The sequence below is a fragment of the Streptomyces sp. NBC_00568 genome (assembly GCF_026341855.1).
In the GTDB taxonomy this organism is placed as follows: domain Bacteria; phylum Actinomycetota; class Actinomycetes; order Streptomycetales; family Streptomycetaceae; genus Streptomyces.
Window position 1 is genome coordinate 3,543,267 of record NZ_JAPENW010000001.1, and the last position, 19,546, is coordinate 3,562,812.

Here is a 19,546-nt window from a genome sequence, read left to right on the forward strand (position 1 = left end):
CCACGGGGTATCCAACGCACCGGCCCCGGAGGGGACTTCGTGGGGATCGAGAGCGACCAGCTGGTCTTCGACTATCTGAGCCGGGTCGGCGACCTGGCCCAGCAGCGGCAGTTGCCGTCGGGGACCCGGATGCGCCTGGTCTCGGAACTGCGCAACGAGATCGACCGCCGCAGGGCGAAGGGCACCCCCGACAGCCCCGCCGCCGTCCGCCGCATCCTCGACCGCCTCGGCACCCCCGACGAGATCGTCGCGGCGGTCGGACAGGGCACCGAAGGCCCCGGACCCGGTACGCGGAGCCGGACCGCCGTGCCCACCCAGCGCGCCGCCGCCGAACCCGAGGAGCGCCCCAAGCGGCTGCGCCGCGTCGTCCCCCGCCCGCGCCCCGCGGAGGCGCGCCCCGCCGAGAGCGCCGGGGCCGACGCCCCGTCCCCGCCCCACCTGGCGAGCGCGCAGGAACTGGGCGACAGCGTGGGCCGGCCGGACTGGTGGCGCGTGGACAACAGCCCCTTCGGGCTCGGCGATAGCGTGCCGGGGTTCGTCGGCGGTGTGGAGATCCCCGACCTGCTCAAGCCGCCCCCGGGCGAGAGGGACCGAGGAGCCGAAGAGGGCGAGGCGGAGCCGAAACCGGCCAAGGAGAAGGCGGCGGCACCGGGCCCCGAGGACGAACCGGACGCCGAGGGCGCCGTGGCGCGCCGCCGCTTCGCACGCCTCAGCGGCTACACCAACCCCCTGCTCCTGCTCGCCGCCGCCCTCCTCGTCGCCGGCGCCCTGCTCGGCAACTGGTTCGCGCTCGGCCTCGGCTGGCTGATCGCCTACGGCTCGCGCCGGCTGACCCCCGCCGAGTCGAAGTGGGCCGTCCTCGTCCTGCCGGGACTGTCTGCCACGGCCGGCATCGTCTGGATCTGGGGCCGTACGACCGGCCGCTGGGGCACCCCCATCGCCGAGGGCCAGATGAACGACGCGATGACCGAGACCTGGCCCTGGATCGTCCGCGGCGCGGCCGTCGCCTCGGCCCTGTACCTGGTCTGGCGCTCCCAGCGCCGCACCTGACCGCCGAAAAGGCCTGGACCGGCTCCCCGGCGGCCTGGGCACAATGGTCGATATGACTTCCCCCGCGCTGACCGTCGGCTTCGACCTCGACATGACCCTGATCGACTCCCGCCCCGGGATCCACGCCTGCTACGAGGCGATCTCGGCGCGGACCGGGACGTACATCGACTCGGATCTCGTGGTCACGCGGCTCGGCCCGCCGCTGGAGGACGAACTCGCCAACTGGTTCCCGGCCGGGGAGATCGCGGCCATGGCCGACCTCTACCGCGAGATGTATCCCGCGCACGCCATCACCGGCACGCTCGCGATGGCCGGCGCGCGCGAGGCCGTCGAGGCGGTGCGGGCGGCGGGCGGGCGCACGGTCGTCGTCACCGCGAAGTGGGAGCCCAACGCCCGGCTGCACCTGGAACACCTGGGCATAGGCGCGGACGAACTCGTCGGCAACCTGTGGGCCGAGCAGAAGGCGGTGGCGCTGCGCGAGCACGGCGCGAGCGTGTACGTCGGCGACCACACCGGCGACGTACGCGGCGCGCACACGGCGCGGGCGTACTCCGTGGCCGTGGCGACCGGGCCGTGCGACGCCGAGGAACTCCGCGCGGCGGGCGCGGACGTCGTCCTCGGCGATCTCACGGAGTTCCCGGCCTGGCTGGAGAACTACCGCTAAGGGCTGTCCCGTAATCCCCGGTGGATCAGCGCACGGCGTCAGATGCGGTGCATCGCAAGGCGGAGGGTCGTCCTCATACTGGGTGTATTCGGGCGATCCGACAACGCGGCGAGGTGCCGTAGCTGGCGTCGTGCGCCCGCCGGGGATTACGGGACAGCCCTTAGACGTCGAGCGGAGCCACCACGGGGCCGTCGGCACGACCGCCGTCAGGTACGGGCGGCACGGGCCCGGCGGCGGCCTTCCGCGGCCGAACGGAACACGCCCGCGGCGGCCAGCAGGAATCCGACGCCCATGAGCATGCTCAAGCCGAACATGTAGGTCGGAAATGGATTCGTGCCGAGCAGCAGTGGTGCCACGGTGACCAGTGTGGCCAACGCGCCGATGAAGAAGACGATGGCACCGGCACGGATCAGCCGGTCGCCGGCTTCGAGGGAATTCGCTTGGGTTTTGTCACGCACCCGACCAGGGTAGTTCCCTGCGCGAAGGAACAATCCAGCGACGTCTTGTCACCAGCCGACGGACCATTAGCCTTGGTACCGGCGGGTCGGCTGACCCGCTGTAGTGCTATCCAGAGGCGTTTACGGGCGGTTGCCCCTGCAACCACCCGCGCGGTTTCCAGAGCAGTTTCCGACGAGTACGAGGACGAGGACAGACGTGCCCACCGGCAAAGTCAAGTGGTTCAACACTGAGAAGGGCTTCGGCTTTCTCTCCCGCGACGACGGCGGCGACGTCTTCGTCCATTCCTCGGTCCTGCCCGCCGGAGTCGATGCCCTCAAGCCCGGCCAGCGCGTCGAGTTCGGCGTCGTCGCCGGTCAGCGCGGTGACCAGGCGCTCTCGGTGACCATCCTGGACCCGACCCCCTCGGTCGCGGCGGCCCAGCGCCGCAAGCCGGACGAACTGGCCTCCATCGTCCAGGACCTGACGACCCTCCTCGAGAACATCACGCCGAGCCTGGAGAAGGGCCGCTACCCCGACAAGGCGTCCGGCCACAAGATCGCGGGCCTGCTGCGCGCGGTCGCCGACCAGCTCGACGTATGACCCGCGTTTAGCGCCCTGCCGCCGGTTTCCGAGGAGATTCCGGAGAGGCCGCGGGAGACATCAGGGGAAGGCGAGAGCGTTCGGCCCGAGGGGCGGCACCAGCCCCTCGGCCGCCGCGCGCGTGAGCAGTCCGCGGATCGCCGCGTAGCCGTCCTCGCCCAGATCGGCCGTGAACTCGTTGACGTACAGGCCGATGTGCTGGTCCGCGACCTTCGGGTCCATCTCCTGGGCGTGTTCCAGGACGTAGGCGCGGGACGCCTCGGGGTCGTCCCAGGCGGCGCGGACCGAGGCGCGGGTGGCGTCGGCGAGCGCCTGGAGCCGCTCCGCTCCCAGCGACCGCCTGGCGATGATCGCGCCCAGCGGGATCGGCAGCCCGGTGGTGCGCTCCCAGTGCTCGCCCATGTCGGCGAGTTTGTGCAGCCCGTAGTTCTGGTAGGTGAAACGCGCCTCGTGGATGACGAGCCCCGCGTCGACCTTCCCGTCCCGCACCGCCGGCATGATCTCGTGGAACGGCATGACCACGATCTCGCCGACCCCGCCGGGCACCGTTTCCGCGGCCCACAGCCGGAACAGCAGATACGCCGTCGACCTCTCGCTGGGCACGGCGACGGTGCGGCCCTTCAGGTCGGCACCCGCCTCCCGCGTCAGCACCAGCGGCCCGCAGCCCCGCCCCAGCGCCCCGCCGCACGGCAGCAGCGCGTAGGTGTCCAGGACGTACGGCAGCACGGCGTACGACACCTTAAGCGCGTCGAACTCGCCGCGCTCGGCCATGCCGTTGGTGATGTCGATGTCCGCGAACGTCACGTCGAGCGCGGGCGCTCCCGGGATCCGGCCGTGCGCCCAGGCGTCGAAGACGAAGGTGTCGTTCGGGCAGGGCGAGTAGGCGATCCGCAGGTCTTCGGCGGGTTCAGTGCGTACGGTCATGTCGGTTCCAACTCTCCAGGAGGGGCGTCAGCTTCCCGAAAGCCTCGGTGAGTGCGGCGAGAGCGTCCCCGATGCGCCACGCGGCGCGGTCACGCGGGCCGACGGCATTGGACACCGCGCGGATCTCCAGCACCGGCACCCCGTGCGCGCCGGCCGCCTCGGCGACCCCGAATCCCTCCATCGCCTCGGCGAGGGCTCGTGGATGCCGGGCCCGCAGTTCGGCGGCGCGAGCGGCGCTGCCGGTCACGGTCGACACGGTGAGCACGGTTCCGACGCGTCCACCCGTGACGGTCGCGGCCTCTCGTACGAGTGATTCCGGTGGCCGGTGGCTGACGGTTCCGAAGCCGAGTTCGGTGACCGGGAGGAACCCCTCCGGCGCCTCCGCGCCCAGGTCCGCCGCGACGATGTCGTCGGCGATCACGAGCGATCCCACGGGCGCGTCGGGCTGGAAGCCGCCGGCGACACCCGCGCAGACGACGAGGCCGTAGGGCGCGCCCTCGAGGGCCGCGGCGGTCAGCGCGGAGGAGACCGAGGCGGCGGCGAGGGCGGGGCCGACACCGGCGGCGAGCAGATCGTGCCCACCGACCCGGTGGAGCGTCGCCCCCGGAAGCCGTATCTCACGCCCCGCGCCGGACGACACCCCGGCCACCGCGTCCCGCTCGGCGGGGACGGCGGTGGCCACGAGCACCCTCGGCCCGGCGGCAGCGATCAGGCGTCCTTCTTGAGCTTGAAGGTCCACAGACCGGTCACGGTCTTCTCGCCCTCCTTGATGGAGACGAGCGTCGAGTTGCCCGTGGCCCCGTACTGCTCGTTGAAGAAGACGCTGCCGGGAATCGTCCGGTACGTCTTCGTGCTGGCGTCGGTCAGCGGCTGACCGTTCATCAGGATCGTCCAGCCCTTGTCCGCGATATCCGGGTCCACACCGAACCGGACGGTCTCGTCGGGGTCGACCTTGATGGACTTGATGTCCTTGTCCTTCAGGCACTTCGCCAGGTCTGCGGTCTTCACCGCGTCGCCGTCGTTGTAGCAGTCGGTCTCGGAACTCACCGAGTTGTCGCCGACCGTGATGGTGGCGATCGGCGTCGGCTTGTCACAGGCGGACAGGACGAGGAGTCCGGCGGAAACGGCGCCGACGGTGGCGACGGCGCGGCGGCGGCGCGCAGCGCGTTGTCCATTAGCGGCTCTGCCGCGGGGCAGGGAGGTCATGGCCGAAGGCTATCGGGCACGCCCACCCGAGCCCCCACGTGGGGTGCGGCGTGCCGTGCGTGGCCCCCGCGCGGCTCAGGAGACCCGCTGCCGGGCCGATCCGCCGCGGCGCGCCACGGAGAGCAGCCCCCGCACGGTCGTCAGCCACCCCACGGCGACGATCCCGGCGGCCACGGAGAGGCCGAGCGAGCCGTTGAGCGGCATCGCGATGCCGATGGCTCCGCCGAGGACCCAGGCCATCTGGAGCAGTGTCTCGGAGCGGGCGAAGGCCGAACTCCGGACGAGTTCGGGGACGTCGCGCTGGATCAGCGCGTCCAGGGACAGCTTGGCGAGGGCCTGCGCGAACCCGGCGACCGCGGCGAGACACGCCACGAAGAAAGTGCCGAAGAAGATCGCCGCCGCGATCGCGACGGCCAGCACGAACGCCACCACCGTCACGATGATGATCTCCGGAGCGCGCTGTTTCAGCCAGGCTCCGACGGCCGTGCCGAGCGCGTTGCCCACGCCCGCCGAGACGACCACCAGACCGAGCGAGACCGCCGCGCTCTTGCCGCTGAGCGGCTGCTGGCGCAGCAGGAAGGCGAGGAAGAAGATCAGGAAGCCGGACAGGCAGCGCAGCGAGGCGTTGGCGCCGAGCGCGTGGGTGACGGCCGTTCCCACGGTCCGCAGTCCGGGGCGCGGCGGTTTCTTCAGGTGCGGGCCGTGCAGATGCTCCGGGTCGGCGGCGAGCAGCGCCTTGTCCTCGCCCTTGGCGGAGTCCACCTTGGGCGGCAGCGAGAACGACAGGAACGTGCCCGCGATGAAGATCACGAAGGCGCCGTAGAGCGGATAGCGCGCTCCCAGCGACTGGAGCAGGGCGGCGATGGGCCCGGCCACACCGGTGGCGAGGAGCCCGCCCAGAGTGACCCGGGAATTAGCTTTGACCAGGGAGAACGTCGGTGGCAGCAGTCGGGGCACGACGGCACTGCGCACCACGCCGTACGCCTTCGAGGCGACGAGCACGCCGAGCGCGGCGGGATACAGCTCGAAGGTGCCGGTGACGACCGCGCCCGACAGCATCAGCGCGAGCATCGCCCGGGCGAGCATCGAGCCCGCCATCGCGGCCCGCCGTCCGTGCGGCAGCCGGTCCAGCAGCGGGCCGATCACGGGGGCGAGGAGCGCGAAGGGCGCCATCGTGATGCCCAGGTAGAGGGCGACCCGGCCGCGGGCCTCGTCGGTCGGCACGGAGAAGAAGACGGTGGACGCGAGCGCCACCGTGATCATGACATCGCCCGCGCCGTTCACCGCGTGCAGTTCGATCAGTTTTCCGAGGCCCGACTCGCCCGCCCCGTGCGCGTGCGTCGCCTTGCGGATGCCGCGCGCCGTCCGGGTCACCGGGAAGTGCAGGGCACGCCCCACCGCGCGGACGGACCCGGTCACCCGGCCCGATCCGCCATTCCCGTTGCTCCCTTTGGCGCCACCGATACCGGTTGCTCCCTGGGGCGACCTTGCGGATGCCACTCCGTCATAGTGCCCCGACTTCGGGGTGCGTAGTGCGGTTACCGCGCGGATGAGGGCCGAGTGGGGGGCGGGCGGAGACGATCAGGGGGCGCCGGCCGGCCGTGGGCGGATCGGTTTCCGACGGGGCGAGACAGGTGGGGCGGGTGGGAAACTTTCGGCGCCGAGCGCCCGGGGATGGCGCCGCGGAGCGGGAAAGATCCCGGCGCGGAGCGCCGAAGACGCCCGCCGGTGTGGGCCCAGGGGCCAGGAGAAGGTAGCGTGCGTAACGCGCATGCGGCGATTGTTCTCGGCCGCGCGCCTCTCGGCCATCCCGCAGAATGGATGGCGTAGGTGCGCCCGAGTGCGATCGGGCGCGGACGTCGACGCGGCCCACCGGTCCGCTCCGTCCGCACCCCCGCCGGAGGAATGGCGCACCCGTGAGACGGCGTAGGAGAGAAGCGATACCTGTGAGCGCAGCGACAACGCGAAGCCGCACCCCTGACCGCCTGTGCGCCGAGGCCGTCGACCTCGCCCGCGCGGCCGCCGAGGAAGCCGCCCACCCCGGCGTCGTCGGCGAGCACCTCGGGCTGGTCTCCGAGGGAGACCGCGTTGTCACGCACTTCTTCGAGTGCAAGGAACCGGGATACCGCGGCTGGCGCTGGGCGTCGACCGTGGCCCGTGCCTCCCGGGCGAAGATCGTCACCCTCGACGAGACGGTGCTGCTGCCCGGCACGGACGCGCTGCTGGCCCCGGAGTGGGTGCCGTGGAGCGAGCGGCTCCGTCCCGGTGACATGGGCCCCGGGGACCTGCTGCCCACGGACGCCGAGGATCTCCGGCTGGAGCCGGGCTACTCCGGCGAGGACGAGCCCGCGCCGAACTCCGCGGTCTCGGAGGACATGTTCGAGCTGGTGGAGGCGGAGGACGCGGAGGTGACCGCGGGGACGCCCGCGAACCTGCCGATGGCTCCGCGCCGGGGCTCTATCGCGGCCGTGGCCGAGGAACTGGGGCTGCGGCGGGCCCGGGTGCTCTCCCGGTACGGGCTGCATGTCGCGGCCGACCGCTGGGAGGAGTCGTACGGGCCCAAGACGGCGATGGCGCAGGCCGCGCCCGCGTCGTGCGTCAGCTGTGGCTTCCTGAACCGCATCGGGGGCTCGCTCGGACAGGCGTTCGGTGTCTGTGCGAATGAGTTCTCGCCGGCCGATGGGCGTGTGGTGTCTCTCGCTTACGGGTGTGGTGGGCACTCCGAGGCTGCGGTCATGCCGAAGCCTCCGCGGCCGCCGGCTCCGGTGATCGACGAGACCCAGGTGGACCCGTTCCCGCTGCGTCCGTCCCCCGACTCGGGCTCGGTACCCGCGACGTCCGACGACTCCACCGCAGAACTGGGCCACTCCTAGCCCTCGCTCTCCCCTCGGGGGGATACTCTCCCCCCGCCCCCGGGACACCCGGCGTTCCCGCCACTCCCGGGGGTCCGGAAGACCGGCGTCCCCCACCCCCTCCCGGCACGGGCGCCTGCCCCCAACCTTCTTTCGCCCCTCCGCCCCTACCCGTCCCACCCTGGGGCTCCGCCCCAGACCCCGCTCCTCAAACGCCGGAGGGGCTGAAACTTTCCCCGGCCGGGGCTGAAACCGGAGGGGCTGAAGTTTGCCCCGGCCGGGACTGAAACCGGAGGGGCTGAAGTTTGCCCCGGCCGGGACTGAAACCGGAGGGGCTGGAGCTTTCCCCGGTCGGGGCTGAAGCCGGAGGGGCTGAAATTTGCCCCGGGGCCTGGGGCTCCGCCCCGGACCCCGCTCCTCAATCGCCGGAGGGGCTGGATCTTCGCCACGTGCGACCCGCAGCCGGGATGCGGCGGGAGGGGCCGTGCCGGTACATCCCTATGTCCGTCGCTTACGTTCGGATCGAGCAGCAGTTCGCACAGATAGCCCACGTCTGATCCAGCGGCGACGGACTGGGATGTACCGGCACGGCCCCGACCCACCCACCTACCCACCGGCCCGCACGCACCCCGGCAGACGCCCCGGCGGGAGCAGGAGGGAGCGCGCGGTACCTTCATGCCGCGACCCGGCGCTGCATTCGCGGTCGCGCCAGGCGAGAGGGAGAGTGAACCCGTGAGTAAGTTCGTGCGGCCGGCTGCCGAGGGTGCGGACCCGTTCGGCACGGCGCGGCTGCGCCGCGGTGTGCTGGACGCCTGGGCGACCAGCCCGGCCCGGTTCCGCGAGGACGCCAACGCCGAGGAGGACCTCGTCCTGGGCGGGTACCGCGACCGGCTCGTCGTGGAACTGGCCCAGAACGCCGCCGACGCGTCCGCCCGCGCGGGCACCCCCGGCCGCCTGCGCCTCACCCTCCGCGACGGCGTCCTGGTGGCGGCCAACACCGGCGCCCCCCTCGACGAGGCCGGCGTCGAGTCGCTCGCCACCCTCCGCGCCTCCGCGAAGCGGGACGCGCACGACACGGCCGTGGGCCGTTTCGGCGTCGGTTTCGCCGCGGTCCTCGCCGTCACGGACGAGCCCGCCGTCGTCGGGCGGCAGGGCGGCGTCCGCTGGGCGCTCGCCGAGGCCCGCGATCTCGCCGCCGGCACCGCCGGGAACAGCCCCGGCCTCGGTGACGAGATCCGCCGCCGGGACGGCCATGTCCCGCTGCTGCGGCTGCCGTTCGCGGCCGAGGGCACCGCCCCGGACCCGTACGACACCGCCGTGATCCTGCCGCTGCGCGACACCGCCGCCGAGGACCTCGCCGAGCGCCTCCTGCGGAACATCGACGACGCCCTCCTGCTGGCCCTTCCCGGCCTGGAGGAAGTGGTCGTCGAGATCGGGGACGCCGAGGTCCGCACCCTGCGCCGCGACAGCGCCGAGCACGGGGCCGTCATCGACGACTCCCGCGACGGCACGACCCGCTACCGCACCGTCGCCCACCACGGCCCCCTCGACCCCGCCCTGCTCGCCGACCGCCCGGTCGAGGAGCGGCTGCGCCCGCACTGGTCGGTGACCTGGGCCGTCCCGGTCGACGCCGACGGAGCCCCGGCCCGCCCGCGGACGAGCCCCGTCGTGCACGCGCCGACGCCGAGCGACGAAGCCCTCGGGGTACCGGCGCTCCTCATCGCCTCCCTCCCGCTCGACACCACCCGGCGCCACGCGTCCCCCGGCCCGCTCACCGACTTCCTGGTGGAGCGCGCGGCGGACGCCTACGCCGAACTCCTCGCCGCCTGGCGGCCGGTGGGCACCGGGATCATCGACCTGGTGCCCGGTCCGCTCGGCAAGGGCGAGCTGGACGGCGCCCTGCGCCAGGCGATCCTGGACCGGCTGCCGCGCACCGCGTTCCTGCCGCCCGCCGCCCCGCCCGCCCGGGCCCCGGCCGCCGACGACACCCCTGCCGACTGGCCCGAGAGCAGCCCCGCGGAGAACCCCACCGCCCTGCGGCCGCGCGACGCCGAGGTGGTGGAGGGCGCGGGCGCCGAGACCGTCCGGGTACTCGCCGAGGTGCTGACCGGCCTGCTGCCCGCCGGGCTGGAACGGCGTGTGGAACTGCGCACGCTGGGCGTGGCCCGGGTCCCGCTCACCGAGGCCGTGGACCGGCTGGCCGGTCTGGAGAAGGACCCGGACTGGTGGCACCGCCTGTACGAAAGCCTCGCCGGGGTCGACCCGGACCGGCTGTCCGGACTGCCGGTGCCGCTGGCCGACGGCCGTACGACGATCGGGCCCCGCCAGATCCTGCTGCCCACTGCCGACGCGTCGCCGGTGGCCCCCGACACGCTCGCCCGCCTCGGCCTCAAGGTCGCGCACCCGGACGCCGCCCACCCGCTCCTGGAGAAGCTGGGCGCCCTTCCGGCCACGCCCCGCGCGGTGCTCACCACCCCGCAGGTGCGGGCCGCCGTGGCCGCCTCGCTCGACGACGAGGGCGGAGCGTGGGACGAGGACACCCCGGACGCGGAGGAGCTGGCGGACACCGTCCTCGCGCTGGTCCGTGACGCGGCCCTCGAACCCGGGGACGAGCCCTGGCTCGGCGCCCTCGCGCTGCCGGACGACGAGGGGGAACTCATGCCCGCCGGCGAACTCGTGCTGCCCGGCAGCCCGTTCGCCCAGGTCATGCGTGAGGACGAACTCGCCTTCGTCGACTCCGAGCTGGCCGACCGCTGGGGCGAACAGCCGCTCGCCGCCTGTGGCGTGCTCGCGGGCTTCGCCCTGGTGCGGGCCACTGACGTCGTCCTCGATCCGGACGAACTGGAGCCGCGGGACGCGGACTTCGCCGAACCCGACGACGCGGGCCTGCTGGACGCGGTGGACGTGTGGTGCGAGGACGTCCTGGACCGGCTGCCCGACTCGCCGGTGCCGCCCGTCGCGACCGAGATCGTCGCCGTACGGGATCTGGACCTGGTGGACGACGAGCGGTGGCCGCAGGCCCTCGCCCTGCTCGCCCAGCCGCCGCTGCGGGACGCGATCACCCAGCAGGTGCGTGTTCTGCTGCCGGACGGTACGCACGAGATCGTCCGGCCGTACACGGCCTGGTGGCTGCGCGGGCATCCGGTGCTCGACGGGCGCCGCCCGGCCGGTCTGCGGGCCGCCGGCGGCGATCCGCTGCTGCGCGGCCTCTACGACGAGGCCGACGCGACCGGCTTCGACGACGAACAGGTGCTGCGGGCGCTCGGCGTCCGTACGTCGGTGGCCGCCCTGCTCGCCGAGCCGGGCGGTGCCGCCGAGCTGCTCGACCGGCTCGCCGACCCGGACCGTGAGGTCTCCGGATCCCAACTGCACGCTCTCTACGGCATGTTGGCCGAACTCGACCCGGAGCAGGTGACGCTGCCGGACGAGCTGCGGGCCGTCGTGGACGGCGAGGTGCGGGTCGTGGACGCCGCCGACGCGGTGGTCGTGGACTCGCCGGATCTGCTGGCCTTCACCGACGGGGTGCCGCTGCTGCCGGTGCCGCCGTCGCGGGCCGCCGAGCTCGCCGAGCTGTTCCAGGTGCGGCGGCTGAGCGAGTCCGTCACCGGCGAGGTGACCTCCGAGGGCGCCGAACACGACGTACCGGAGTCCGTACGGGTCCTGCTGGGCCCCGCGACCCCCGCCATGTACGTCGAGCACGAGGAGCTCGTGGTCGACGGCACCGAACTCGACTGGCGCCGCACCCGGGACGGGGTGCTGCACGCCGCCACGCTGGAGGGTGTCGCCGCCGGACTCGCCTGGTCGGCGGGCCAGTGGCCGCGCCGCTTCGAGGTCGCCGCCCTGCTGGAGGACCCGTCCCGCACCGAGGAACTGGCCCGGGACCGCTGGTTCGACTGAGGCCGGGGCCGAGCCCCGGGGTCGTACACGCCGAGGGTGTGCGACCCCTTGGGCGGGCCTGCGCTGTGACCTTGGTCATACATGCATAAAGGTTTTCTCACTCGTACAACCATTCGCTCCCGTCACGGATCTGAGCACCGGAGTCAACAGATTCCATGATCGTTCGGCCCCGTACGTGACCGCGAGTCGTGAGACGAGGAGCGTCGGGGCCCTTCTCGACCTGGGGAATACATGCGCATGCGTGCCACCCTCGGCGTTGTCACCGGCGCCCTGGCCCTCTCCGCTCTCGCCGTGCCTGCCGCGCAGGCCGACGAGGTCCACGGAGACACCACGATCTCGAACGTCGTGGTGAACGGCGGCAAGGCGGTCGTCGTCGGCGCGACCGCCACGAAGACCATCACGGTCAGCTTCACCGTCAAGGACGCCTCGGGCGTCGACTGGGCGCAGGCGATCCTGTACCACGGCACGGACATCGAGTCGTCCGACAGCGGTGCCGTCGCCAACGGCAGCGACGGCCGTGCCACCTGCACCGTGGTCAGCGCCACGACGTCGACCTGCAAGTCGACCTTCGACCTGGCGCCGGGCTCCAACCTGGTCAACTCGGTGGCCGGCAGCTGGAAGGTCTGGGCGATCGCCGCAGGCAATGACGCCGACTACACGCAGAAGGACAACGCCAAGAGCTTCCAGGTCCAGCGCCTGTCGAAGCTGACGGTCAACGCCTCGCCGGAGCCGGTGAAGAAGGGCAAGACCATCACGGTCACCGGCACGCTGACGCGCGCCAACTGGGACACCCGCAAGTACGCGGGCTACACCGTCCAGCCGGTGCAGCTGCAGTTCCGCAAGAAGACCACCGCCACCTACACCGGCAGCCTCAAGACGGTGAAGACGGACAGCGCCGGCAACCTGAAGACCACCACGACGGCCACCGTCGACGGTTACTTCCGCTACAACTTCGCGGGCACCTCGACCACTCCGGCCGTCAAGGCCGCGGGTGACTACGTCGACGTGCAGTAACCCTTGAAGTAGCCCCTACGCGGGAACGCGGCGGTCGACCCACCTCCACAGGAGTTCCAGGACGGCCGCCGCCACCACCGAGATCAGCACCGCGATCCACGGCATCGTCGCGCCGACCAGCTTCAGCGCGAAGAAGTGCTGCAGCTTCGGCACGACGAGCACCAGCACGAACGCCCCGCCCATCGCGGCGACGAGGCAGATCCGCCACCAGGTGTACGGCCGGGCGATGATCGCCAGCACCCACATCGAGATCAGGAAGAGCGTCAGCGTCGCGGCGCTCGTCTCCGCGTCCAGCGAACCTTCCCCCGTGTAGTAGTGGCGCGCGATCAGGTACGTCACGAAGGTGGCCACCCCCGCGACGACCCCGCCCGGGATCGAATACCGCATCACCCGCCGCACGAAGTGGGGCTGGGCGCGCTCCTTGTTGGGGGCGAGGGCGAGGAAGAACGCCGGGACACCGATCGTCAGGGTGGACAGCAGGGTCAGGTGGCGCGGCAGGAAGGGGTATTCGACCTGCCAGCACACCACCAGAATGGCCAGCAGCACCGAGTAGACCGTCTTCACCAGGAAGAGCGTCGCGACCCGGGTGATGTTCCCGATGACCCGGCGACCCTCCCCGACCACCGAGGGCAGCGTCGAGAAGCTGTTGTTGAGCAGCACGATCTGGGCCACCGCGCGGGTCGCCTCGGACCCCGAGCCCATGCTCACGCCGATGTCGGCGTCCTTCAGGGCGAGGACGTCGTTCACGCCGTCGCCGGTCATCGCCACCGTGTGCCCGCGCGACTGCAGGGCGGCGACCATGTCCCGCTTCTGCTGCGGGGTGACCCGCCCGAAGACGGTGCCCTTCTCCAGGGACTTCGCCATCTCCTCCCGCTCGTCCGGCAGCCGGCGCGCGTCCACGACCTCACCGGTGAGCCCGAGCTTGCCGGCGACCGCGCCCACCGACACCGCGTTGTCGCCGGAGATGACCTTGGCCTTGACGTCCTGGTCGGCGAAGTAGCGCAGGGTGTCGGCCGCGTCGGGCCGCAGCCGCTGCTCCAGGACGACCAGCGCCGCGGGCCGCGCGGCCTCCGCGACGCCGGGGTCGTCGAGATCCTTGGTGGTCCGCGCGAGCAGCAGCACCCGCAGCCCCGCCTCGTTCAGCCGCTCGGTCTCGGCGAGCGCCGCGTCGTCGGCGGGCAGCAGCACGTCGGGGGCGCCGAGCAGCCAGGTGCTCGACTCGCCGTTGCCCTCGCTGAAGCCGGCCCCGCTGTATTTGCGGGCGGAGGAAAAGGGCAGCGACTGGGTGCAGCGCCACTCCTCGCTGTCCGGGTACGCGGAGATGATCGCCTGGAGGGAGGCGTTCGGCCGTGGATCGGACTCGCCGAGCGCGCCGAGGACCTTGCGCAGGTACGACTCGTCGCTGCCCCCCAGCGGCCGCAGTTCGGTGACGTCCATGCCTCCCTCGGTGAGGGTGCCGGTCTTGTCGAGGCAGACGGTGTCGATCCGGGCGAGGCCCTCGATGGCGGGGAGTTCCTGCACGAGGCACTGTTTTCGGCCAAGTCGGATGACTCCGATCGCGAAGGCGACGGAGGTGAGCAGGACCAGCCCCTCGGGGACCATCGGCACGATCCCGCCGACGGTCCGCGCGACGGAGTCCTTGAAGCCGTGCTGCTTGACGACGAGCTGGCTGATGACCAGGCCGATGGCGGTCGGGATCATCATCCACGTCACGTACTTGAGGATGGTGGAGATACCGCTGCGCAGCTCGGAGTGGACCAGCGTGAACCGTGAGGCCTCCTCCGCCAGTTGTGCCGCGTACGCCTCCCGTCCCACCTTCGTCGCCGTGAAGGCGCCGGAGCCCGCGACCACGAAGCTGCCCGACATCACCGGATCGCCGGCCTGCTTGACGACCGGATCGGCCTCGCCGGTGAGCAGCGACTCGTCGATCTCCAGCCCGTCGGCCTCCGCGCAGGTGCCGTCGACGACGACCTTGTCGCCCGGGCCGATCTCGATGAGATCCCCGAGCACGATCTCCGACGTACTGACCTCGGCGGCGATGCCGTCCCTGCGCACGGTCGGTTTCGCCTCGCCGATCACCGCGAGCGAGTCCAGGGTCTTCTTGGCCCGCCACTCCTGGATGATGCCGATCCCGGTGTTGGCGATGATCACGTAGCCGAACAGGCTGTCCTGGAACGGCGCCACGATCAGCATGATCAGCCAGAGCACCCCGATGATCGCGTTGAACCGGGTGAAGACGTTCGCCCGGACGATCTCGCCCACGGAGCGGCTGCTGCGCACCGGGACGTCGTTCACCTCACCGCGCGCGACCCGCTCGGCCACCTCGGCGGCGGACAGCCCCTCCGACCGCCGGGTGGCGGGTATGGGCACGGGGTGCACGGGATCGAGTTCGGCGCCCGCGTCGATGTGGGTCATGCAAACGACGGTACGTGCGGATTTGCGGCTTCACCCGCCGAGTGCGCCAAAGATCCGACCTGGGAAGGAGGGGGGGGCCGCGGGGAATGCTGCCGTGGGTGTAGGGAGAAGCCCTGGGGGAAGCCCTGTTACTCCGTCGCGGGGGCCGGGGAGGGGCCGGCGGCCTGGGCGCGCTTGATCGCGGCGTCGCGCTTGCGGACGTACCAGATGCCGATCAGTCCGAGACCGGCGCCGGCCAGGCAGGTCCAGAGCCACCACAGGTGTCCGTGGTCGTCGAACCAGCCGTAGAACGGCAGCTGCACCAGGAAGAGGACGAACCAGAGGATCGTGCCGCCCGTGATGGTGGCGACGACGGGGCCCTCCAGGGGCTCCGGCGCCTCGTGCTTGGGGGTCCACTTCGCCATGTGCACAGCTTACGAGGATCCGCGCCCGGTATCGCTCGCCCCCTCGCTCCCCTTGCGCGACAAGGGTCTACGCGCGGAGATAGCGATTTCCGACTCATATGTTCATACTGAAACCGTCCGAGTCTGGCCAGTTGTGTTCGTATGAATCACCAACAGAGATCAGGGGGAAACCTGTTGGTGATCGACCGCTGACCAGACTCGATCATGTTCACCGTCCCCCTGCACGTTTGAGGACCCGCATGTCCACCTCGGCCGCCACCAAGGCCCCCGCCCCGCAGGAGCCGGAGTCCCGGCCCGCGCAGAGCGCCCTCGACCGCTACTTCAAGATCTCCGAGCGGGGCTCCAGCCTCCCGCGCGAGATCCGCGGCGGTTTCGCCACCTTCTTCGCGATGGCGTACATCATCGTGCTGAACCCGATCATCCTGGGCAGCGCGAAGGACATGTACGGGCACCACCTGGACAACGGGCAGCTGGTCACCGCGACCGCGCTGACCGCGGCCTTCACCACCCTCCTCATGGGCGTCATCGGCAATGTGCCGATCGCGCTGGCGGCGGGCCTCGGCGTGAACACGGTCGTCGCCCTCCAGCTCGCGCCCCGCATGTCCTGGCCGGACGCCATGGGCATGGTGGTCCTCGCGGGCTTCATCGTGATGCTCCTGGTCGCCACCGGACTGCGCGAGCGCGTCATGAACGCGGTGCCGCTCGGCCTGCGCAAGGGCATCGCCATCGGCATCGGCCTGTTCATCATGCTGATCGGCCTGGTCGACTCGGGCTTCGTCACGCGCATCCCGGACGTCGCCCAGACGACCGTCCCGCTCCAGCTCGGCACCGACGGTCACCTGCACGGCTGGCCCGTGCTGGTCTTCGTCCTCGGCACCCTGCTCACCCTCGCGCTGATCGTGCGCAAGGTGCCCGGCGCCATCCTCATCTCGATCGTCACCATGACGGTTGCCGCGGTGATCATCAACGCCGTCACCACCGTCCCGTCCTGGGGACTGACCACCCCGAAGTGGCCCGGCAACCCGGTCGCCAGCCCGGACTTCGGGCTCGTCGGCCAGGTCAGCCTCTTCGGCGGCTTCGGCAAGGTCGGCGTGCTGACCGGCATCCTCTTCGTCTTCACCGTGCTGCTGTCGTGCTTCTTCGACGCGATGGGCACGATCATGGGCATCAGCGACGAGGCCAAGCTGACGGACGCGCAGGGCAACATGCCCGGCATCAACAAGGTCCTCTTCGTCGACGGCATCGCCGTCGCCGCGGGCGGAGCCACCTCCTCCTCGGCCACCACGTGCTTCGTGGAGTCCACGGCCGGTGTCGGTGAGGGCGCCCGCACGGGCTTCGCGAACGTGGTCACCGGCGCGCTCTTCGCCGTGGCCCTCTTCCTGACCCCCGTCGCCACGATGGTCCCGTCCCAGGCCGCCACCCCCGCGCTGATCGCGGTCGGCTTCCTGATCATGTCCCACTCGATCAAGGAGATCGACTGGGCGGACTACACGATCGCCATCCCGGCCTTCGTGACCATGATGATGATGCCGTTCACCTACTCGATCACGAACGGCATCGGGATGGGCTTCATCACCTTCGTCGTGCTGCGCCTGGCGGCGGGCCGCGGCCGTGACATCCCGGTCGCCATGTACGTGGTGTCGGCGGTGTTCACGTTCTACTACCTGATGCCGGCCCTCGGTCTGACCTGAGCGGCGGCAGCCGTACGGGGTCTCACGTGACCCCGTAGAACTTCTCCGTCTCCTCAACCGCGGTCTGGAACCGCTCGTCGAAGTCGTCGCGAATGAGCGTCCGGACCACATAGTCCTGGACGCTCATTCCGCGTTTGGCGGCATGTTGTCGGAGCCGGTCGAGCAGCTCCCCGTCCATCCGCAGGCTGAGCACGCTGGTCCCCATGGAGTCGAGGGTCGCCGCTTTCCGGCCGGATCCGGGTCACTTTCCGGAGCGATCTCACTCATATGAGTGATCCCGTGGTTCGGTTGCTCGCTTCACGGGCATCCCGTTGGTCTTTAGCGAGAGTAATGAGTTACGCTAAAGAACATGCCTGACCTCACCCATGGCGACGACGAGGCCGCCGTGAACGCCTTGCGCTCCGCAGTGATGCGGTTGTCGCGTCGACTCAAGCACCAGAGGGTCGACGAGTCGCTGAGCCCCACCGAGATGTCGGTGCTCGGCACCCTCGCCCGTTGCGGCACCGCCACGCCCGGCGAGCTCGCCCGCAAGGAACACGTGCAGCCGCCGTCGATGACCCGCATCGTCGCGCTGCTCGAAGGCAAGGGTCTCGTCAGGCTGGAGCCGCACCCCGAGGACCGGCGCCAGAAGGTCGTGACGCAGACCGACAAGGCTGAGGCCATGCTCGAAGAGAGCCGCAGCAAGCGGAACGCGTTCCTGGCCGGACTGGTCGAGGCCCTCGACGAGGACGAATGGGCCAAGCTCCGCGAAGCCGCCCCCGTTCTGGAGAAGCTCGCCCACATCTGACCACCGGCGGCCCTCAGTCGATCCCCGATCCGCGAGGGCCACCCCCTTCCCCGCAAGCGCCGGCCCCCCCCACACAACGCCGACGTCCACGACTGCCCTGGAGGCGAGCCCTTTTGAGTTCGGGACCCGGAGCACACTCCGCCCCCGCACCAGCCACCCACGACTCCGAAGCCGCCCACGACTCCCCCCGTTCGTCCTCGATGTTCAGCTCGCTGAAGATCCGGAACTACCGCCTGTTCTTCCTCGGGCAGGTCGTCTCCAACACCGGCACCTGGATGCAGCGCATCGCCCAGGACTGGCTGGTCCTGAGCCTGACCGGCTCCTCCGCCGCCGTCGGCATCACCACCGCGCTCCAGTTCCTGCCGATGCTGCTCTTCGGGCTGTACGGCGGTGTCCTCGTCGACCGCCTGCCCAAGCGCCCCACGCTGCTGGTCACCCAGACGGCGATGGCCCTCACCGGCCTCGCGCTCGCCTTCCTCACCCTCTCCGGCCATGTCCAGGTCTGGCACGTCTACCTCGCCGCCTTCGCCGTCGGTCTCGCCACCGTCGTCGACAACCCGGCACGCCAGTCCTTCGTCTCCGAGATGGTCGGCCCCGGCCAGCTGCAGAACGCGGTCAGCCTGAACTCCGCCAACTTCCAGTCCGCGCGCCTGGTCGGCCCCGCCGTCGCCGGCCTGCTGATCACCGGCGTCGGCACCGGCTGGGCCTTCCTCCTGAACGGCCTGTCGTTCGTGGCCCCCATCGCGGGCCTGCTGCTGATGCGCGCCCGCGAACTGCACGTCGTCGAGCGGGCACCGCGCGCCAAGGGCCAGCTCCGCGAAGGCCTCCAGTACGTCGCCGGGCGCCCCGAACTGATCTGGCCGATCGTCCTCGTCGGCTTCATCGGCACCTTCGGCTTCAACTTCCCCGTCTGGCTGTCGGCGTACGCGGACGACACCTTCCACGCGGGCGCCGGGGCCTACAGCCTCTTCAACACCCTGATGGCGGTCGGCTCGCTGGCCGGCGCGCTGCTCGCCGCCCGGCGCGGCACGGCCCGGCTGCGCGTGCTGATCGCGGCGGCGATGGCCTTCGGCGCGCTCGAGGTGGTGGCGGCGACGGCACCCTCGCTCTGGCTGTTCTCGCTCCTGATGGTGCCGATCGGCATCTTCGGCCTGACGGTGAACGTCACCGCGAACACCTCGGTCCAGATGGCCACCGACCCGGCCATGCGCGGCCGCGTCATGGCGCTGTTCATGATGGTCTTCATGGGCGGCTCGCCCCTGGGCGCGCCGCTGGTCGGCTGGGTCACCGACGCCTACGGTCCCCGGGTGGGCTTCGCGCTCGGCGGACTGGTCTCGATGACCGCGGCGACGGCGATCGGCCTGGTCCTGGCCCGCCTCGGCGGTCTGCGGGTCTCCCTCGGCTGGCACCACGGCCACCCCCGGGTCCGCTTCGTCCCCCGCGAGCGGAGCGAGGAGCAGCTGGCCACCGCGGTGTGAGAGACGCCCTGGAGGCGGTCGGTCCGCTCGCGCGGCCGGCCGCCTCCCGCGTACCCGGCCGGCCGGGCCGCCGGCCGCCTCGCCCGCTCCCGTGTGCTGATCGCCGTTCCCTGGAAGGCTGGCCGC

17 protein-coding genes are annotated in these 19,546 nt (G+C 71.5%); 9 read left to right on the forward strand and 8 right to left on the reverse strand.

All coding sequences use genetic code 11. The features are described from left to right. The first annotated feature begins 39 nt into the window (after positions 1 to 39). Together OOK38_RS15550 and OOK38_RS15555 are read left to right on the forward strand one after the other, a co-directional pair. Positions 40 to 1,050 carry a hypothetical protein gene (locus OOK38_RS15550; protein ID WP_266848520.1) on the forward strand — a complete coding sequence of 337 codons (1,011 nt, stop codon included), beginning with the start codon at positions 40 to 42 and terminating at the stop codon, positions 1,048 to 1,050. Between the two features lie 43 nt (positions 1,051 to 1,093). Further along, the gene (locus tag OOK38_RS15555; RefSeq protein ID WP_266848522.1) at positions 1,094 to 1,714 is read left to right on the forward strand and encodes an HAD family hydrolase; all 621 of its coding nucleotides are present in this window, start codon (positions 1,094 to 1,096) and stop codon (positions 1,712 to 1,714) included. A gap of 206 nt (positions 1,715 to 1,920) precedes the next feature. Here OOK38_RS15555 and OOK38_RS15560 read toward each other — a convergent pair whose 3' ends face one another. Next, a complete protein-coding gene (locus tag OOK38_RS15560) occupies positions 1,921 to 2,172 on the reverse strand; it encodes a hypothetical protein (protein WP_266759965.1) in 252 nt (83 codons plus the stop codon). Between the two features lie 196 nt (positions 2,173 to 2,368). On the opposite strand from OOK38_RS15560, the gene OOK38_RS34515 reads away from it, so the two are divergent. After that, a complete protein-coding gene (locus tag OOK38_RS34515) occupies positions 2,369 to 2,752 on the forward strand; it encodes a cold-shock protein (RefSeq protein WP_323178805.1) in 384 nt (127 codons plus the stop codon). A gap of 60 nt (positions 2,753 to 2,812) precedes the next feature. On the opposite strand, the gene OOK38_RS15570 is transcribed toward OOK38_RS34515, so the two are convergent. The 4 genes from OOK38_RS15570 to OOK38_RS15585 form a co-directional block, all read right to left on the reverse strand. Further along, a complete protein-coding gene (locus tag OOK38_RS15570; RefSeq protein ID WP_266759963.1) occupies positions 2,813 to 3,676 on the reverse strand; it encodes a 1,4-dihydroxy-6-naphthoate synthase in 864 nt (287 codons plus the stop codon). Continuing rightward, positions 3,660 to 4,358, reverse strand: a complete 699-nt coding sequence (locus OOK38_RS15575; protein WP_266759961.1) for a futalosine hydrolase — start codon at positions 4,356 to 4,358, stop codon at positions 3,660 to 3,662. Before OOK38_RS15575 ends, OOK38_RS15570 begins: the two co-directional genes overlap by 17 nt. Positions 4,359 to 4,384: 26 nt before the next feature. Continuing rightward, positions 4,385 to 4,882: a DUF2771 domain-containing protein gene (locus tag OOK38_RS15580; protein WP_266759959.1), complete on the reverse strand. Its 498-nt coding sequence runs from the start codon at positions 4,880 to 4,882 to the stop codon at positions 4,385 to 4,387. A 75-nt stretch (positions 4,883 to 4,957) separates the two neighbouring features. Beyond that, positions 4,958 to 6,382, reverse strand: coding sequence for an MFS transporter (locus OOK38_RS15585; protein WP_266759957.1), 1,425 nt, complete (start codon positions 6,380 to 6,382; stop codon positions 4,958 to 4,960). 446 nt (positions 6,383 to 6,828) lie between these two features. On the opposite strand from OOK38_RS15585, the gene OOK38_RS15590 reads away from it, so the two are divergent. The 3 genes from OOK38_RS15590 to OOK38_RS15600 all read left to right on the forward strand — a co-directional run bounded on the left by OOK38_RS15590 (position 6,829) and on the right by OOK38_RS15600 (position 12,645). Next, complete coding sequence (locus tag OOK38_RS15590; protein ID WP_266759955.1) at positions 6,829 to 7,755, forward strand: DUF3027 domain-containing protein; 927 nt, start codon at positions 6,829 to 6,831, stop codon at positions 7,753 to 7,755. Positions 7,756 to 8,466: 711 nt separating this feature from the next. After that, positions 8,467 to 11,631, forward strand: coding sequence for a sacsin N-terminal ATP-binding-like domain-containing protein (locus tag OOK38_RS15595; protein ID WP_266759953.1), 3,165 nt, complete (start codon positions 8,467 to 8,469; stop codon positions 11,629 to 11,631). A gap of 231 nt (positions 11,632 to 11,862) precedes the next feature. After that, the gene (locus OOK38_RS15600) at positions 11,863 to 12,645 is read left to right on the forward strand and encodes a calcium-binding protein (RefSeq protein ID WP_266759951.1); all 783 of its coding nucleotides are present in this window, start codon (positions 11,863 to 11,865) and stop codon (positions 12,643 to 12,645) included. Positions 12,646 to 12,660: 15 nt separating this feature from the next. Here the strand turns inward: OOK38_RS15600 and OOK38_RS15605 are convergent, their stop codons facing one another. Both OOK38_RS15605 and OOK38_RS15610 read right to left on the reverse strand, forming a co-directional pair. Then, a complete protein-coding gene (locus OOK38_RS15605) occupies positions 12,661 to 15,060 on the reverse strand; it encodes a cation-translocating P-type ATPase (RefSeq protein ID WP_266759949.1) in 2,400 nt (799 codons plus the stop codon). A gap of 128 nt (positions 15,061 to 15,188) precedes the next feature. Continuing rightward, the gene (locus OOK38_RS15610; protein WP_266759947.1) at positions 15,189 to 15,464 is read right to left on the reverse strand and encodes a DUF2530 domain-containing protein; all 276 of its coding nucleotides are present in this window, start codon (positions 15,462 to 15,464) and stop codon (positions 15,189 to 15,191) included. A gap of 239 nt (positions 15,465 to 15,703) precedes the next feature. Here OOK38_RS15610 and OOK38_RS15615 point away from each other — a divergent pair, with 239 nt between their 5' ends. Next, complete coding sequence (locus tag OOK38_RS15615; RefSeq protein WP_266759945.1) at positions 15,704 to 17,155, forward strand: NCS2 family permease; 1,452 nt, start codon at positions 15,704 to 15,706, stop codon at positions 17,153 to 17,155. 22 nt (positions 17,156 to 17,177) lie between these two features. On the opposite strand, the gene OOK38_RS15620 is transcribed toward OOK38_RS15615, so the two are convergent. Next, positions 17,178 to 17,360, reverse strand: coding sequence for a BrnA antitoxin family protein (locus OOK38_RS15620; RefSeq protein ID WP_261701844.1), 183 nt, complete (start codon positions 17,358 to 17,360; stop codon positions 17,178 to 17,180). 144 nt (positions 17,361 to 17,504) lie between these two features. Here OOK38_RS15620 and OOK38_RS15625 point away from each other — a divergent pair, with 144 nt between their 5' ends. Further along, positions 17,505 to 17,942 carry a MarR family winged helix-turn-helix transcriptional regulator gene (locus OOK38_RS15625; RefSeq protein WP_266759943.1) on the forward strand — a complete coding sequence of 146 codons (438 nt, stop codon included), beginning with the start codon at positions 17,505 to 17,507 and terminating at the stop codon, positions 17,940 to 17,942. Positions 17,943 to 18,142: 200 nt separating this feature from the next. After that, positions 18,143 to 19,420 carry an MFS transporter gene (locus OOK38_RS15630; RefSeq protein WP_266759941.1) on the forward strand — a complete coding sequence of 426 codons (1,278 nt, stop codon included), beginning with the start codon at positions 18,143 to 18,145 and terminating at the stop codon, positions 19,418 to 19,420. Positions 19,421 to 19,546: the final 126 nt, after the last annotated feature.